Genomic DNA, 15,031 nt, shown 5'->3' on the forward strand with positions numbered 1-15,031 from the left:
CTTACGTCGGACGACGATGGGGCATCCCGACGCGCGGCGCTTTGATCTAAGTCACTTGGAACGAGGAGGATTCTCCGCGCCGTCGTCGCGGTCGATAAGAATGCGCTCCGCCGCGCCATCGAGATCGTCGTACTGGCCGCTTCTCAATGCCCACAGGAAGCCGGACAGGCCGAGTGCGCCAAGGAACAGCGCCACCGGAATGAGATAGGCGAGCGTCGTCATGAGGATCGGGCCAAGGCGCCGGCCCGCGCGGGCCTGTCCTGCCGCGCAGTTTCGGACGACGCACCCGTTGGGAAGCCTTGCAGACGCATCGCATTTCCAATCACAAGCAATGACGAGGCAGACATCGCGACCGCCGCGATGAGAGGCGTAACGTGGCCCAGAATGGCGATCGGCACGGCCACAGCATTGTAAACGATCGCAATTGTTATGTTCTGTCGGATCAGGCTTCCCGCCTTGCGCGACACGTCCAGCGCCAGCGGGATCGCCAAAAGGCTTTCGCGCAGAAAAACGAAGTCGGCTGCATTGCGGCCAATGTCGGCTGCCGTGGCGGGTGCGATCGAGACATGCGCGGCGCTCAGCGCTGGTGTGTCGTTGAGCCCGTCGCCAACCATCAAAACCTTGTGCCCGTCTCTCGCCAGGCTCTCGATGCGTTCAACCTTGCCGGACGGTAGCAGGCAGGGAACGAAGTCATCGACACCAAGCATGTCGGCAACCTCGGCGCAGGCTTTCGCAGTATCGCCCGACAGCATTTCCACGCACATACCAGCGTTGCGCAGTTGATCGATCGCTGCCCTGGTGTCGAGGCGCAGCGCATCCTCGAAAACGAAGGATGCGACAATCATGCCGTTTTTCGTCAGGACTGTTCCGCCGTAGCCATGTTTGCCTTCGCCGCCGGTTCGAGCCTTCCAGCCAGCCCATCCGCGTCTACCCAGCCGCCAGATGCTACCGGCGGCTGTGGCTTCGATCCCGAAACCCGGGTGCTCGGTCACCGCGTCGAATTTGTGCTGGCTGCTGCTGACGGAAAAGCTGGCAATGGCCTTTGAATATGGATGACGCGAATGCGCGGCCAAGTCGGCAGCGATTGCCAGCATGGCGGGATCAATCGAAGCTGCGTTGACGAGCCGTGGCTTCCCAAGCGTGAGCGTCCCGGTCTTGTCGAACACGGCTGTATCGATCGTCGCCAGGCGCTCCATGGCCGACCCATCCTTGACCATGATGCCGTTCTCGAACAGGCGCCGCGCGGCGACTACCTGAACGATTGGAACGGCGAGGCCAAGCGCGCACGGGCATGTGATGATGAGAACAGCGATGGCGATCGTCATCGCCCGGTGCCAGTCGCCAGTCACCGCCATCCAGCCCAGGAAGGTTGCCAAGGCGGTGAGATGAACCACGGGCGCGTAGAGTGCCGACACGCGGTCGGCGATACGGCGATACCGGGCGCGACCACCTTCGGCGGCCTCCATCAACCGAACCATTTCCGCCAGGAATGAATCCTTGGCGGCCGCTGTCGCCTCAATCGTCAGCGGACCGGTGAGGTTGAGGACACCGGCCTGCACAATCTCCCCTGGCGCGACGTTTCGCGGCGTGCTCTCGCCAGTGACCAGTGAGCAGTCAAGATCCGACGCCCCATGAACGATCGTGCTGTCGACGGGGATTCTCTCGCCGGCTGCAATGAGCAGTTGCATCCCCGGTTCGATTTCGCCAACCGGCAAATAGTCCCGAGCGCCATCGCCGCGCAGCACCATGGCACCGCGTGCGGCCAACTGTGACAGGTTCTTTACCGCGGTCCGCGCGCGTTCCCGCATCACGTGATCGAGCGTGCGACCGATCAGGAGAAAGAACAGCAGGGATACCGATGCGTCGAAATAGGCGTGGTCGCCGTGGGTGATCGTCTCATAGAGGCTCATGGCGTAGGCCAGCGACACGCCGACGGCGATCGGCACGTCCATGTTCATGCGGCCGTGGCGCAGCGCATTCCACGCCGACTTGAAGAAGATGCCGCCGGCGAAGGCCAGCGCAGGAATGGCGATCAGGGCCGAGACCCAGTGGAACAGGTCGCGGGTGGCGCCCTCGGCGCCGGACCAGACCGACACCGAGAGCAGCATGATGTTGCCCGCAGCAAAGCCGGCAACAGCGACGGCGCGGATAAGCTCCGAAAGCATCTTGTCCTTTGCATCAATCACGGTTTCGAACAAATGCGCCTGATAGCCGAGCCGGCCGAGCACAGCGACCAATGGTGGAGCCTCGTCGCCGCGCCACTGGACCGAGACCCGCTTCGTTGAAAGGTTGACGCGGGCGGCCTGGACGTGATTGAGCTTTCCCAACGCGGTCTCGATCATCTGGATGCAGGCGCCGCAATGAACGGTCGGTACCGACAGGTCGGTCTGATGAAGGTCGTCGCCAAGCGATCGGCTGGCCAGCCTGACCTCCTGGCTGGAGGGCAGGACCGAGGTGCCGCTGACCAGATCCAGCGCTATTTCAGCGCCCGGTGCACAACAGCTCATTTCAGCGCTCCATTGGAAATCATGACCCTGCGCACGTCGCGATAAGGTCTTGCCAGGCCGGCATCGGCGTCTATTTCGATGATCCAGACACCATCCCTTGGCACGTGTTGTGCTGCAAACTCCTGGCCCGAGACCAGGGCGAGCGTGACGGACTCATCCTCTTTCTCGTAAGCCGGATGGCGAAACAGCACCTTCACGCCATGCAGGGAAACCGGTTTGCCCGCGGCGTCGATGATGCAATAGCGGACTTCGCCCCATGCGATGGTCAACTGGCCGGTCCAGCCAAGCGCTGCCTGCGCACGGCCTTCCTCGGCCTTCTTGTTGAATTGTTGGCTCGCCACATAGGTATTTTCGACGACAAGGCCGGTCCAGCTTGTGTTGGCAAGCGTCGCCATCGTGAGATTGACCGCGATGACCACGCCGAAAAAGGCAAGGATCGTGGCCAACATGTGCCTGCCGGTGAACTCGCGGGGGTTTCGCGTGGTGGCGTTCATCTGGCGATCTCCGGCGAGTTGAAGGTGGCGGTGTATTCGTTGGACTCGAAGCTGACCTTGTCTTCGACCCGGAATGTGAAGGTCTGCGCCTGGCCATGAATCTGGTCGGCGGGCAGGCGCACGAAAACCTTCAACATCTTCAGCCGGTCGGGTTCGACCTGGACTGCAAAGGAGCGATCGGCGGGGAGATCGACGCCAACGATGCTCATCTCCGCGCCTGGCAAACCCCCGAGGGTGACGATAATCGTTCTCGGTTCGGGGATCATGTTCAAGAGCTTGACGGTATAGCCATTGCGGATCGAGCCGTCCGAGAGCGTCACGAATTGCGGGTTGCGGTCGTGCAGGACATTGATTTCGAGCCGGTCGCGCGTCAGCAGCGAAAAGAGCAGGCCCAGCCCGATCAGCGACCACATGGCCATGTAGACATAGGTTCGTGGCCGAAAGATCTTGCGGATATGGAAATGCGCCACCCTGTCCGAAAACAGGCCGTCATCCGTCCTGACCAGTGATGGATTGACCGAGCTGGCGCCGCCGGCGGTGGCCAGGATCATGTTGGCGTTGTAGTCGGAGAGCGTCGCGTAGGAGATCAGTCCTCGCGCTTTGCCGAGCTTGTCCATGACGCCCTCACAGGCATCGATGCAGAGCGCGCAGGTGATGCATTCGAGTTGCTGACCGTCGCGTATGTCGATCCCCATCGGACAGACGGCGACACAGGCATTGCAGTCGACGCAATCGCCGACGGGATGCCCTGCGGCAAGAACCTTCTTGGCGTGACGCGTGCGCGGTTCGCCGCGCCAGTCATTGTAGGTGACGGTGAGCGAGCTCTCGTCGAGCATGGCTGCCTGGATGCGCGGCCATGGGCACATATAGGTGCAGACCTGTTCGCGCATCAGCCCGCCAAACGTGTAGGTCGTCGCCGTCAGGACCGCGACGGTGATGTAGGCGACAGGCGCTGCCGTGCCGGTGAAGAGTTCGCCGAGCAGCGTCGGCGCATCGGCGAAATAGAAGATCCATGCGCCACCAGTCGCTGCGGCTATGACCAGCCAGATGACGTGTTTCGATGCCCGCAGCACGAGCTTACGAGTGGTCCAAGGACCGGCATCGAGCTTGATGCGTGCGTTGCGGTCGCCCTCGATCGCGCGCTCGACGACCAGGAACAGATCGACCCATACGGTCTGTGGGCATGTGTAGCCACACCAGGCACGGCCAACAGTCGATGTGATCAGGAAAAGACCGACGCCGGCCATGACCAGAAGGCCGGCGACATAGTAGAATTCCTGGGGCCATATCTCGATGAAGAAGAAATAGAAGCGCCGGTTGGCGACATCGAGCAGCACGGCCTGGTCCGGGCTAAACGAGCCCCGATCCCAGCGCAGCCACGGCGTCAGATAGTAGATGCCGAGCGTGATCGCCATCACGATCCATTTGAATCGGCGAAAGCTGCCCGAGGCCCGCTTCGGGAAGATCTTCCTGCGCGCGGCATACATTGGCTGGCGCACCTTGGCGGAGTTGAACGTCGTGGGTTCGATCCGTTCTATTTGCGTGTTATCGAGCACGAGAAGCTCCAGTCACCAGCGACGATTTCGCCGGAAGCCGACTCATCGGTTCTGGATGATGCCGAGGCCCGGCTTGCGCCGGGCCTCGTCGCTTAGCGGGAGGGGGAGGACGAGAATAGGCTGCTTTCCTATTCTCCGCCGCCAAGCGAATGGATGTAGACCGCCAGTTCCTTGACCTTGATCTCGCCGAGGCGCGCGCCCCAGGCCGGCATCACGCCGTGTTTCGGTGCGGTTACCTGGGCGGCGATGGCCGCTTCGCCTGACCCGTAGAGCCAGATGGCGTCGGTCAGATCTGGAGCGCCGAGTTCCTTGTTGCCTTTTGCATTGTCGCCATGACAGGCCACGCAGTTTTCGGCAAAGACCTTTGCGCCCGGCGCGACCAATGCTTGATTGACGACGGCCCCCGACAGACTGGCGACGTAGGCGCTGACCTGTTTGATCTGGTCGGCGGTGATGATGTCGGCAAAGGCGGGCATTTCCGACAGGCGCGTATCCGGATCGGAGGCGAAGCGAATGCCATGGGTGATCGTCTGCTGAATCTGGTCCGCCTTGCCGCCCCACAGCCAGTCGTCGTCGTTAAGGTTGGGGAAGCCCTTGGAGCCCTGGGCGCCGGAACCATGGCACTGCACGCAATTGAGCTTGAACGCGGCACCGCCGGCGGCGACGGCGAATTCGCGCAGCGTGTCGTCCGCCGCGATCTCCGAAACACTTTTCGCTTCTATCGCGGCGACATATTTGCCCTTGGCTGCTTCAGCCTTGGATAACTCGTTCCCGACATCGTTGCGACTGGAATAGCCGAGCACACCCTTGGTTGTCGTGTGTAGCAGAGGCCATGCCGGATAGGCGATCGTGTACCCGATCGCCCAGACTATGGTGATGTAGAACGTCCAGACCCACCAGCGCGGAAGCGGGTTGTTGAGCTCCCGGATGCCGTCCCACTCATGACCGGTGGTTGAGATGCCGGAAACCTCGTCGATGTGATCGCTGCTCATGATCAGTCCTCCTTCAGAGGAATTTGAGCTGCTTCGCCGGCTTGCCTGCGGCTTCCGGGACGAACTGCAAAGGCAACAGATCCGATGAAGAAAAGAGCCATGGCAAGTAGGCCCCAGCTGTCGGCAATTTCCCGCATGAAATTGTACGTCATGGCCATTGTCCTCAGCGGTAGCCGGCGGTCTCATCGTAGTTCTTGAAATCGACCAGCGTGCCCAGCATCTGGAGATAAGAAACCAGCGCGTCCATTTCGGTGACTTGCTGCGGGTTGCCGTCGAAGTCGCCGATCTTGGCCTTGGGGTAGCGGGCCTCGAGGCCGGATGTGTCGGCGTTGGGATCAGCCTGCGCCATCAAATCGGCATTGGCGTTGGCGATCATGTCGTCGGAATAAGGGACGCCGACGCGCCTGTTGGCGACCAGATGCGTCGAGAAGTCCTTCACCGCGATCGGCTTGTCCTTCAGGAAGGCATAGCTCGGCATGATCGATTCCGGCACCACGGACCGTGGATCTGTCAGGTGATCCACGTGCCACAGGTTGGAATACCGGTCGCCAACGCGGGCGAGATCCGGTCCGGTGCGCTTCGATCCCCACTGGAAGGGGTGGTCGTATATCGACTCGGCCGCCAGGCTGTAGTGGCCGTAGCGCTCGACCTCGTCACGGAACGGCCTGATCATCTGGCTGTGGCAGAGGTAGCAGCCCTCGCGGACATAGATGTTTCGCCCGGCAAGTTCGAGCGGCGAGTAGGGGCGCATGCCTTCCACCTTCTCGATCGTATTATCGAGATAGAAGAGCGGCGCGATCTCGACGATGCCGCCGATTGTCACGACCAGCAGCGACCCGAGGAGGAGAAGTGTAGCGTTCTTCTCGATGACCGCGTGTCTGTTCATCAACCTCATTTTCCGTCTCATCATCGCGCAAGCTGGAGGGCGGGGGTGGAGCGCGGCATCGGATCCTGCTCGCGCCGGTAGCCGAGGATGGTCATGGCGATGTTCCAGGCCATGATCAGGGTGCCGGAGAGGTACATGGCCCCACCGATGGCGCGCATGATGTAATAAGGGTGCATAGCGGCCACGGTTTCGGCGAAGGAGTAGACCAGGAAGCCCTGCTCGTCGTATTCGCGCCACATCAGGCCCTGCATGATGCCGGACACCCACATCACCGCGGCGTAGACAACGATGCCGAGCGTCGCCAGCCAGAAATGCCAGGTGACGAGCCTGAGCGAATAGAGGCGTTCACGGTTCCAGAGCTTCGGCACCATGAAGTAGATCGCGCCGAACGAGATCATGCCGACCCAGCCGAGTGCGCCGGAATGGACGTGGCCAATGGTCCAGTCGGTATAATGCGACAGCGAGTTGACCGTCTTGATCGACATCATCGGGCCTTCGAAGGTCGACATGCCGTAGAAGGCGATGGCCATCACCATCATGCGGATGATGGGATCGGTGCGCAGCTTGTCCCAGGCGCCCGACAGCGTCATCAGGCCGTTGATCATGCCGCCCCATGACGGCATCCACAGCATGATCGAGAACACCATGCCGAGCGTCTGCGCCCAATCGGGCAGGGCGGTGTAGTGCAGGTGATGCGGCCCGGCCCAGATGTAGAGGAAGATGATTGCCCAGAAATGGACGATCGACAGGCGGTAGGAATAGACCGGCCGGTTGGCCTGCTTGGGCACGAAATAGTACATCATGCCGAGGAAGCCGGCGGTGAGGAAGAACCCGACGGCATTGTGGCCGTACCACCACTGCGTCAGGGCGTCCTGGACTCCGGAAAATGCGGAATAGCTCTTGGAGCCGAGAAAGGAGGCCGGCATCGACAGGTTGTTGATCACATGCAGCATCGCGATGGTCACGATGAAGGAAAGATAGAACCAGTTGGCGACGTAGATGTGCGGTTCCTTGCGCTTCAGGATGGTGCCCAGAAACAGGATCAGGTAGCCGACCCAGACGATGGTCAGCCAGATGTCGACATACCATTCGGGTTCCGCATATTCGCGGCTCTCGGTGATGCCGAGCAGATAACCTGTCGCGGCCATGACGATGAAGAGCTGGTAGCCCCAGAACACGAACCAGGCGAGATCGCCACCGAACAGCCGAGCGCGGCATGTGCGTTGGACGACATAGAGAGACGTGCAAAGCAACGCATTGCCGCCGAAGGCGAAGACGACGCCCGAGGTGTGCAGAGGCCGCAAGCGGCCGAAGTTGAACCAGGGCTGGATGTTGAGATCGGGATAGGCAAGCTGCAGCGCGATGACCACCCCGACCACCATGCCAACCACACCCCAGAACATGGTGGCGATGGCGCCGTAGCGGATTGGCCCGTCCATGTAAGCGGACGGGTCGATCGGAGCGGCAGGCTTGAACTCAGTGTTACGCAGTAGGATCGCAGTGAAGCCAGCCAAGGCGAAGAACAAGACCCACATATGCTGGCGAAAGGGTTCATCCACCCCAGCGCCAGCCGCCACCAAAGCCGCGAATGCGAACAGGCTTAGAAGCACGATTTCTTTGCCGAATTTCATCGCAAGCCCCGATTTCCAATTCCGGCGGATGCCAAACCGCGGTGCCTTATTGCGCAGCCGTCGCCTGCTCGCCCTGATCCATGTCAGAGCCGCACCATTTTGCTCGAGCAGCATCGAGTTCGGTGCGATCAGACTGCGACGATCGAATGTGGAAGCGCACCACCGGCCGCCCGTTTATGGATGGGGCCTGGCGTCCCCGGTCGGGCCCCGGGTGCGGAGGCGACCGCGGGCGTGTGGGGGAGCGCACCTTCTGCGACGCTGGAAAGCAGGTCGACGCCTTACCGAACCCCGCGTTCAATGCCTTGGAACAGCCAGCGCCAGCGTTACGCTGCCGTCGTGACATTCATGGCTTGGGGAGACGGCGATTTTCCCCTGCGGATGAGGCGTATTGACTTCGGCCAAGTGTGGATGCTTCGCCGACGAGCCGAAAGGCAACTGGCGCATACGATCGGATGGAGAACGGGCTGTCGCTACGCGACTTCTTCTGAGCCCAACGCGAGCATGCCCTGCCCCGAATGAAGTAAGTGACGGGGGCCATGCAGCTTCTGCGTCATTCAAACGGCTGTAGCGCCTCGGCCGCCGCAGCGCCGTTCCAGCCGGCTCATGCTGTCCACGGTGACGCGGCGGTTGTTCTCGATCCGAATCACGCCGTCCATTCTCAGGCTGGTCAGCTGACGGCTCACGGTCTCGTTTGTGATTCCAAGGAAATCAGAAATGTCGGCACGCGTCATCGGCAGCTCGAAGCACGTCGAGCTAGCCGTCGGGTCAACATTGGAGTCGATGTTCCGGGCAATCATGAGGAGAAAGCTCGCCACCTTCTCTGGTGCGGTCTTGCGCCCCAGAGTCACCATCCATTCGCGTGCCTCGTCAAGTTCGTTCAGCGCCTGCTTGAGCAGGCGATGCACAAATTCGGGTGACTGCTTCATCATCCGTTCGATGGCCGCTCTGGGAAACGAGCATAGCGAGACAGCTGTTGCCGCTTCCGCATTAATCGCACTTTTCATCTTGAAGGGCCGACCCAGAAAATCCGGGGCGAACTGCAGGCCGACAATCTGTTGGCGTCCATCTGACAGGCTCTTCGTGAGCTTCACCACGCCTGAAAGCACGTTCGAATAACAGTCGACCGCCTCGGCGTCGCCGATCAGTTCGACCCCCGGCTCGATATTGTGCCGCGACGACGTCTTGGCGAGCTGAGCCAAATGGTCTGGCTCTAGCGCGCCACAGACACCGCGGCGCCGTGCCTCGCAAGACAGGCAAAGAACGGGGATGCCGGAACTGTGAATATCCTGCCGTAATGTCATTCGATCGCTCTACCGCTCCGTGCGGGCAGGATAGCATCCACGGTAGAAAAATCCTTGCGGCAGTTTGTCCGTGCTGAAGGTTGATCGAAATCAGGGCTTAGGCTCATCCAAGCATCCACAGTTCGGGCGAGGCAAACACGGTGGACCACGACATGCGACAAAAGCTAGTTGCCAGATTTGGCGAGAACGTCCCGCGCTACACGAGCTACCCGACCGCGCCGCATTTCAATGCAAGCGTTGACGCTACCGTTTGTCGTGGCTGGCTACAGCGGCTCGATGAGGGCGACGAAATCTCGCTCTATCTGCACATCCCATACTGCGACAAGCTTTGCTGGTTTTGTGCCTGCCATACCAAGCAGACACGCCATTACGAACCGGTGACGATCTATCTCCGCTCACTGCATGCCGAGATCGCTACCGTCGCCGGTCTTGTTGGAGGCAAAGGTCGTGTGCGTGCCGTCCATTTCGGCGGTGGTTCGCCGACCATGCTCAAGCCCGAAGATATGGTGGCGCTGGGAACCGCCCTGCGCAACAGCTTCGGCTTTCTTCCCGGCGCCACGATCAGCGTTGAAATCGAACCCAACGATATGGACGATGCCCGCCTCGATGCGCTTGCCGAAATCGGCATGACCCGTGCGAGCCTCGGCGTTCAGGATTTCGATCCGAAGGTGCAAAAGGCGATCAACCGCGAGCAGAGCTTCCTGCAGACCAAGACGGTCGTCGACGGCGTTCGTTCGCGCGGCGTCGAATCCGTCAATCTGGACCTGCTCTATGGTCTGCCGCACCAGACCAGGGAAAGCGTCGCTTCTACGGTCACGCAGGCACTGACCCTGGAACCGGATCGGATCGCACTGTTTGGCTACGCGCATGTACCGTGGTTCAAGAAACATCAGACGATGATCGACGAGGCCTGGTTGCCGGGTCCCGCGGAGCGCTTTGCCCAGTCGCAACTGGCTGCACAGGCGATTGTAGACAATGGATACGAGGCAATCGGGCTCGACCATTTCGCCAAACCAGGCGATGCGCTGGCGATTGCGGCACACACCGGGACTTTGCACCGGAACTTTCAGGGCTACACGGACGATTGCTGCGAAATCTTGATCGGGCTCGGCCCGTCATCCATTAGCCAGTTTCGGCAAGGCTATGCGCAGAACATGCCTTCAACTAGCGAATATAGACGCATGGTTGATGACGGCGGGCTGGCCGCTGTTCGGGGTATCGCACTTTCCAACGACGACCGCGTTCGCGGCTGGATCATCGAACGTTTGATGTGCGACTTCGCCTTCTCGGCCATCGATCTGGTGGAACGCTTCGGCGAGGCCGGCCAGAGGCTCCTCCTTCAGTCAAGTTCCATGGCCCTCCACGATCCGGTTCGATTGCTTGAACTTGATGGCGACAGATTCGTTGTGCCGGCTGAAAGTCGCCCTTTCGTCCGAAGCATCGCGGCCAGGTTCGACAAATATTTCGAAGCTGGAACGGCCAGGCACTCGGCGGCAGTCTGAGCACTCAGAGGAACGGTCATGCCTCTCAGTCGATCATGGACCGCGGTACGTTTGTTGATCGGCGACCGTCTATCGAGACAAGATTCTGAGCGGACCAGACGCGTCTTGGCGCAGCGACGATATCGTCCGCTCGAGCCCTGCCTGTCGGATCATGGTTGTCGGCGACAGCTCCCTTCGACCTGAACCACCCGTTCACCCGAATTCTGCCGGCGCAGTTCCAGTGGAAAGGGCCTGGGCTAGACGGCTCTCTTGTTACCCCAGAGCACAACGTGCAGCTGCGGCAGCACGCGGGCCTCGAACCATCTGTCGCGGGTCACGCTGTCAACCAGCCACTCCATGCGCTTCAATATTCCGTCAAGGTCGACAGGCGCGTCATCATTTGTGGGGTGTGGCGGCGTGTGATTGCCGGGCTGCAGATAGATCGGAAGTTGCGGAAATTGCGCAGCGGCGTCTTTCGCGTAGGTGTAGTCCCTTTCGTCGAAAACAATGAGCTTGAGCACGACTTGGGGCTTGCCTTGTGCCGCCTGGAGGCACGCCTCGACAGCGGCCCAATCTGTCGTCATTCGGCTTGACGGCGGCTTTGGGCTGAGGATCAGCACGTCAAGCTGCGCAAACCAGTCCCTGGCAAGCGACCCTTGGGTTTCCAGCGCAAAACGGTAACCGTCACCATGGCCCCGGTCGATGAGCGCGCCGAGCGGCTGGATGGCCGGATTGCCGCCTGATAGCGACACCATCACCGGGCGGCCACCGGAAAGGGCAAGCACATTTTTCCACACCGCCCCAACGGACATCATCTCCCATTCATGCCGGAATTGATTGTCCACAGCATGGAGGCTGTCGCACCAGGAACAGCGATAGTCACACCCGCCGGTTCTGACGAAGATCGTCGGCAAACCTATGAGCACGCCCTCGCCCTGGATCGTCGGCCCGAAAATCTCGCTAACGCGGATTGCGGGATGAGTATTCGTCATGGCCGGTATTCCGCCCAGGTTTTCGGCGTTTCGCTCACCCGCACGGCCGCGGTTTCGCTCAGGCGTGCCTTGCACCAGTCGTAGAAATGTCTGGCCAGATATTCCGCCGTGACTTGCTCGTGTCCCAGCACGTCGTTGAGATGCCGGTGGTCGAAGCTCTCGTCGATGTAGCGTTTGAATGGCGCCAAGTCGTGGTAGTCGCGCACGAAGCCGTGATCGTCCAGTCCATCCGCTGAAAGCTCCACTTCGACGATGTAGTTATGTCCGTGCAGGCGCGCGCATTGGTGATCGGGTGGCAATGAGGTGAGCTGATGCGAGGCTGAGAAGTGGAATTCCTTGGTGATGCGGAACATTACGCGGTAGTCCTTCGCAGCGCTCCGAGCCAGAAGTCGGAGTCCTCATACTCGGTTGGGTCCGGGTGCCCAGCGATGTGAAACGCCTCACGCCGCTCGACGCAGGTCCCGCACCTCCCGCAATGACGCTCGGCGCCCTTGTAACAGGACCAGGTCTGCGCAAACGGCGTGCCGTATGTGGCTCCATCCGTAACAATGTCCGCCTTCGTCAGGTTCACATAGGGTGCATAAAGGCGAATCTGCGCGTAGCCGTCGAGCGCGTGGTCCTGCATCATCTGGAAAGCGTCGATGAAGGCCGGACGGCAATCGGGATAGACAACGTGATCCCCACCATGCACGGCCGTCGCCACTGCGTCAGCGTCTTGCGCTGCGGCGAGGCCGAAGGCAATGGCCAACATGATGGCGTTCCGGTTGGGCACCACCGTTATCTTCATAGTGTCTTCGGCATAGTGCCCGTCGGGCACGTCCACATTGTCGGTCAGCGCGGAGCCGGAAAGGCCGCCGCCGATCTCGTGGATATCGATGATTCGCTGCGGGACACTCAGGCGCTCCGCGCAGAGGGTGGCGAAGCCCAATTCCTTCCTATGCCGTTGGCCGTAATCGAACGATAGCAGGCCGGTAAGCTGGTGCTCCGCTGCCACCTTGTGGGCAAGAGTAACGGAATCCAATCCGCCGGAGCAGACGACGAGAGTCTTCATCGTTGGGTCCTTGTTTTAACCGGGTAGGCTGCGACCGGAGATTTCTCTGCGCTCCAGTACTTCAGGAAAACCATTTTGTGAAGTGAACGGAGACCAGTTCGTGCGCTTGCGTGCGATGCGCAAAAAGCCCTCGCGGTGAGCTGCAAGGACACAGACTGGCGAGACGTCACCCTTCAGCGGAATGCTCAAAGTCGAACGCTTCTCGGGGACAAAGTTCTCGACGAGCAGAGCCTGGCGGTCCCGAGCGCCGAGCGACGCCATTGCAACGGTTTCGGGGTAGAAAGCCGAGATGGGCTTGCCGCAAACAGCTCACTTACCAGGGATGTTCAGCGATGCCGAAATCCAGATATCGGGATGGATTATGAGGTCAATTGTCGCGACAGCTTTGGCTGGCCTGCTCCTCGCGTTTCGTAGATGCAGCGCATTCCACTTCAGGATCATTTTGATGAGCGCGCCCTCGATGGATGACCGGCGAACCCTGAATAACCGGTCGTGAGCCGACATCTGTGAACAAGCGGTGTGGTCGATTGCAATCACCCATGTCTTGCGCACAGGTACCTTATGGCAGTGGATGAACTGAACTTGATGGTTTTACAGATGGCAGTCGAAAGCGTCCGCTCGCTCTCGTTGAGCTTCGCTGAAAAAGCCGCCGAGATAGCCACCAGGAGCCGCGGCAGCCTGCTTTTCGACGCGCGGATCGACGGTGACGCGCAGGTCCAGCGGGTCGCAGCCATCCGATATCACGGCGGCCAGTTCGGCGTGCTGGCGTTAGACGGACACGGCCTAGTTACCCACTATTGCATCGTTAACGGTATGTTCTCACATTACATTGCGGCCTTGGAGAGCTGGCACAGGATGCCCCTGTCGATGCAGGCCAAGATGGATGCCAACGGCAATGCCCGTCTCTTCGTAGCGGCGTTGCGGGATGCCGGACATATGCTGGGCACCTAGCATTTGGCCAGAATGCATCTCTGAATTTGCAAGTGCATCACTGCGATGGCGCCGGCATGATCGTCATGCTCGAAAAGGGCTGCGGCGGCCGCGGCAAAGCGGTCGCCGCGATGGTGGTGTCAACGGCGTTGCATCGATGCGAGCGTTTAGAACAGAGGTCTCCTCCTGGCATCGAGCGCATGCAAGGAGCTACGCAAGCGCAAATGTATCAAGTATTTTGAAGGGACGACCCCTCATGCATACTTAGCTGCGATGCTCGGGCGGCATAAGCCTCGTTGCCATCTAGCCGCCTTGATGCACGGCGATAAGCTTTGACGGCCTGAAGCGACGCTGTGGTCGCCGTTGCGGTGCTTTTCCACGCGCCTCGTCATGCGCCGGGATTGCTCCGGCGTGATGGCAGGCGGGGGTTCGCAGGTTCGGGTCGGCGGTTCGGTTCGGGGCGTCTGCGCCCCATCTTTATGTCGCGAGTTGGGGGATGCGATCGGGACGATGCGCAGAATACGCTGGCCGGGGCAGAATGTCGGCAGGTGCAGGCGGATTTGCGATTTCATCTCGACCACCCGCGCAGCGATTTTGATGAGGCGCAATCGCAGCGTGTCGAATTGGGCGACGGCAAAGCTCGAGAGCCTCGGCGTCGCTGCCCGCAAGCCCCACATCAACCAGTAAGCACCGGCATGCAGGAATAGCCGGAACTGGTTGGCCGTCGCTCTGGTGCAGGATGTGCGGTCGGCGGCAAGATGCGCCTTCCACGACTTGATGTGGTTCTCGGCCGCGCCGCGCCGGCAGTAGACATCCTCGTAGAGCGCCTTCGCCTTCCCACCGGCAACGTTGGTGACGACGAAGCGGATATCGCCACCGTGGGCGCCGACCTCGACCCGCGCGATGATGCGCTCGACGCGGCTCCAACTAGCGGCGCCGTCAACGAACTTCTTGAACCTGCGGACCTTGCCTGTCTTGGCCGACGCTTCGAAGCGCGCGGTCGTGCTGGCCTCCAGATCCGCGACATGCTTGCGCAGGGTCGTGGTGGGCGCGAGGCCAAAGATGAAGTCGACATCGTTGGCGCGGCACCAGTCGATGACCTGCGGGTTGCAATAATGGCTATCGCCGCGGAGCAGGATTCGAATGTTCGGCCAGTTGATCCGGATCGCCCGCACCAGACGGCGCAGGTGGGGGCGGATCTCAGCACCAC

The 15,031-nt window shown here is 60.8% G+C and carries 16 protein-coding genes and 1 pseudogene; 3 read left to right on the plus strand and 14 right to left on the minus strand.

Translation table 11 applies throughout. From position 1 onward, the window contains the following. Nucleotides 1-51: 51 nt before the first annotated feature. From ccoS to NKI37_RS26885, 9 genes are all read right to left on the minus strand, one after another. Complete coding sequence (ccoS, locus tag NKI37_RS26845) at nt 52-222, minus strand: cbb3-type cytochrome oxidase assembly protein CcoS (RefSeq protein ID WP_023697810.1); 171 nt, start codon at nt 220-222, stop codon at nt 52-54. Continuing rightward, entirely contained in the window at nt 219-2,507 is a 2,289-nt protein-coding gene (locus tag NKI37_RS26850) for a cation-translocating P-type ATPase (RefSeq protein ID WP_352789902.1), read from the minus strand. The genes ccoS and NKI37_RS26850 overlap by 4 nt, the downstream gene beginning before the upstream one ends. Next, complete coding sequence (locus tag NKI37_RS26855; RefSeq protein WP_023750568.1) at nt 2,504-3,001, minus strand: FixH family protein; 498 nt, start codon at nt 2,999-3,001, stop codon at nt 2,504-2,506. The genes NKI37_RS26850 and NKI37_RS26855 overlap by 4 nt, the downstream gene beginning before the upstream one ends. After that, nucleotides 2,998-4,557: a cytochrome c oxidase accessory protein CcoG gene (gene ccoG / locus NKI37_RS26860; RefSeq protein WP_352789900.1), complete on the minus strand. Its 1,560-nt coding sequence runs from the start codon at nt 4,555-4,557 to the stop codon at nt 2,998-3,000. Before ccoG ends, NKI37_RS26855 begins: the two co-directional genes overlap by 4 nt. Before the next feature lie 128 nt (nt 4,558-4,685). Further along, nucleotides 4,686-5,549 (minus strand): cytochrome-c oxidase, cbb3-type subunit III, encoded by an 864-nt coding sequence (gene ccoP / locus NKI37_RS26865; protein WP_023707014.1) that lies wholly within the window; start codon nt 5,547-5,549, stop codon nt 4,686-4,688. A gap of 2 nt (nt 5,550-5,551) precedes the next feature. Further along, entirely contained in the window at nt 5,552-5,701 is a 150-nt protein-coding gene (locus NKI37_RS26870; protein ID WP_023707015.1) for a CcoQ/FixQ family Cbb3-type cytochrome c oxidase assembly chaperone, read from the minus strand. An 11-nt stretch (nt 5,702-5,712) separates the two neighbouring features. Beyond that, nucleotides 5,713-6,444 carry a cytochrome-c oxidase, cbb3-type subunit II gene (gene ccoO / locus NKI37_RS26875; RefSeq protein WP_023716338.1) on the minus strand — a complete coding sequence of 244 codons (732 nt, stop codon included), beginning with the start codon at nt 6,442-6,444 and terminating at the stop codon, nt 5,713-5,715. Nucleotides 6,445-6,455: 11 nt separating this feature from the next. Continuing rightward, a complete protein-coding gene (gene ccoN, locus NKI37_RS26880; RefSeq protein WP_023750566.1) occupies nt 6,456-8,066 on the minus strand; it encodes a cytochrome-c oxidase, cbb3-type subunit I in 1,611 nt (536 codons plus the stop codon). Between the two features lie 554 nt (nt 8,067-8,620). Then, nucleotides 8,621-9,367 carry a Crp/Fnr family transcriptional regulator gene (locus tag NKI37_RS26885; RefSeq protein ID WP_023708062.1) on the minus strand — a complete coding sequence of 249 codons (747 nt, stop codon included), beginning with the start codon at nt 9,365-9,367 and terminating at the stop codon, nt 8,621-8,623. 152 nt (nt 9,368-9,519) lie between these two features. Between NKI37_RS26885 and hemN the strand changes: the two genes are divergently transcribed. Further along, nucleotides 9,520-10,869, plus strand: coding sequence for an oxygen-independent coproporphyrinogen III oxidase (gene hemN, locus NKI37_RS26890; RefSeq protein ID WP_023750565.1), 1,350 nt, complete (start codon nt 9,520-9,522; stop codon nt 10,867-10,869). Nucleotides 10,870-11,105: 236 nt separating this feature from the next. Here the strand turns inward: hemN and queE are convergent, their stop codons facing one another. The 4 genes from queE to NKI37_RS26910 are packed head-to-tail and all read right to left on the minus strand — an operon-like array spanning nt 11,106 to nt 13,152. After that, a complete protein-coding gene (queE, locus tag NKI37_RS26895) occupies nt 11,106-11,840 on the minus strand; it encodes a 7-carboxy-7-deazaguanine synthase QueE (protein WP_023708064.1) in 735 nt (244 codons plus the stop codon). Beyond that, nucleotides 11,837-12,193, minus strand: a complete 357-nt coding sequence (queD, locus tag NKI37_RS26900) for a 6-carboxytetrahydropterin synthase QueD (protein WP_023673552.1) — start codon at nt 12,191-12,193, stop codon at nt 11,837-11,839. Before queD ends, queE begins: the two co-directional genes overlap by 4 nt. After that, nucleotides 12,193-12,891 (minus strand): 7-cyano-7-deazaguanine synthase QueC, encoded by a 699-nt coding sequence (gene queC, locus NKI37_RS26905; RefSeq protein ID WP_352515443.1) that lies wholly within the window; start codon nt 12,889-12,891, stop codon nt 12,193-12,195. The genes queD and queC overlap by 1 nt, the downstream gene beginning before the upstream one ends. Nucleotides 12,892-12,906: 15 nt before the next feature. Then, nucleotides 12,907-13,152: a hypothetical protein gene (locus NKI37_RS26910; RefSeq protein ID WP_352544213.1), complete on the minus strand. Its 246-nt coding sequence runs from the start codon at nt 13,150-13,152 to the stop codon at nt 12,907-12,909. Nucleotides 13,153-13,452: 300 nt separating this feature from the next. Between NKI37_RS26910 and NKI37_RS26915 the strand changes: the two genes are divergently transcribed. Beyond that, nucleotides 13,453-13,842, plus strand: coding sequence for a hypothetical protein (locus NKI37_RS26915; RefSeq protein WP_352544214.1), 390 nt, complete (start codon nt 13,453-13,455; stop codon nt 13,840-13,842). 56 nt (nt 13,843-13,898) lie between these two features. Continuing rightward, entirely contained in the window at nt 13,899-14,063 is a 165-nt protein-coding gene (locus NKI37_RS26920; RefSeq protein ID WP_352544215.1) for a hypothetical protein, read from the plus strand. Nucleotides 14,064-14,298: 235 nt separating this feature from the next. Here NKI37_RS26920 and NKI37_RS26925 read toward each other — a convergent pair. Beyond that, a pseudogene (locus NKI37_RS26925) lies at nt 14,299-15,031 on the minus strand (IS1380 family transposase); the annotation flags it as partial.

This window comes from Mesorhizobium sp. M0626, from assembly GCF_040320665.1.
Classification (GTDB): domain Bacteria; phylum Pseudomonadota; class Alphaproteobacteria; order Rhizobiales; family Rhizobiaceae; genus Mesorhizobium.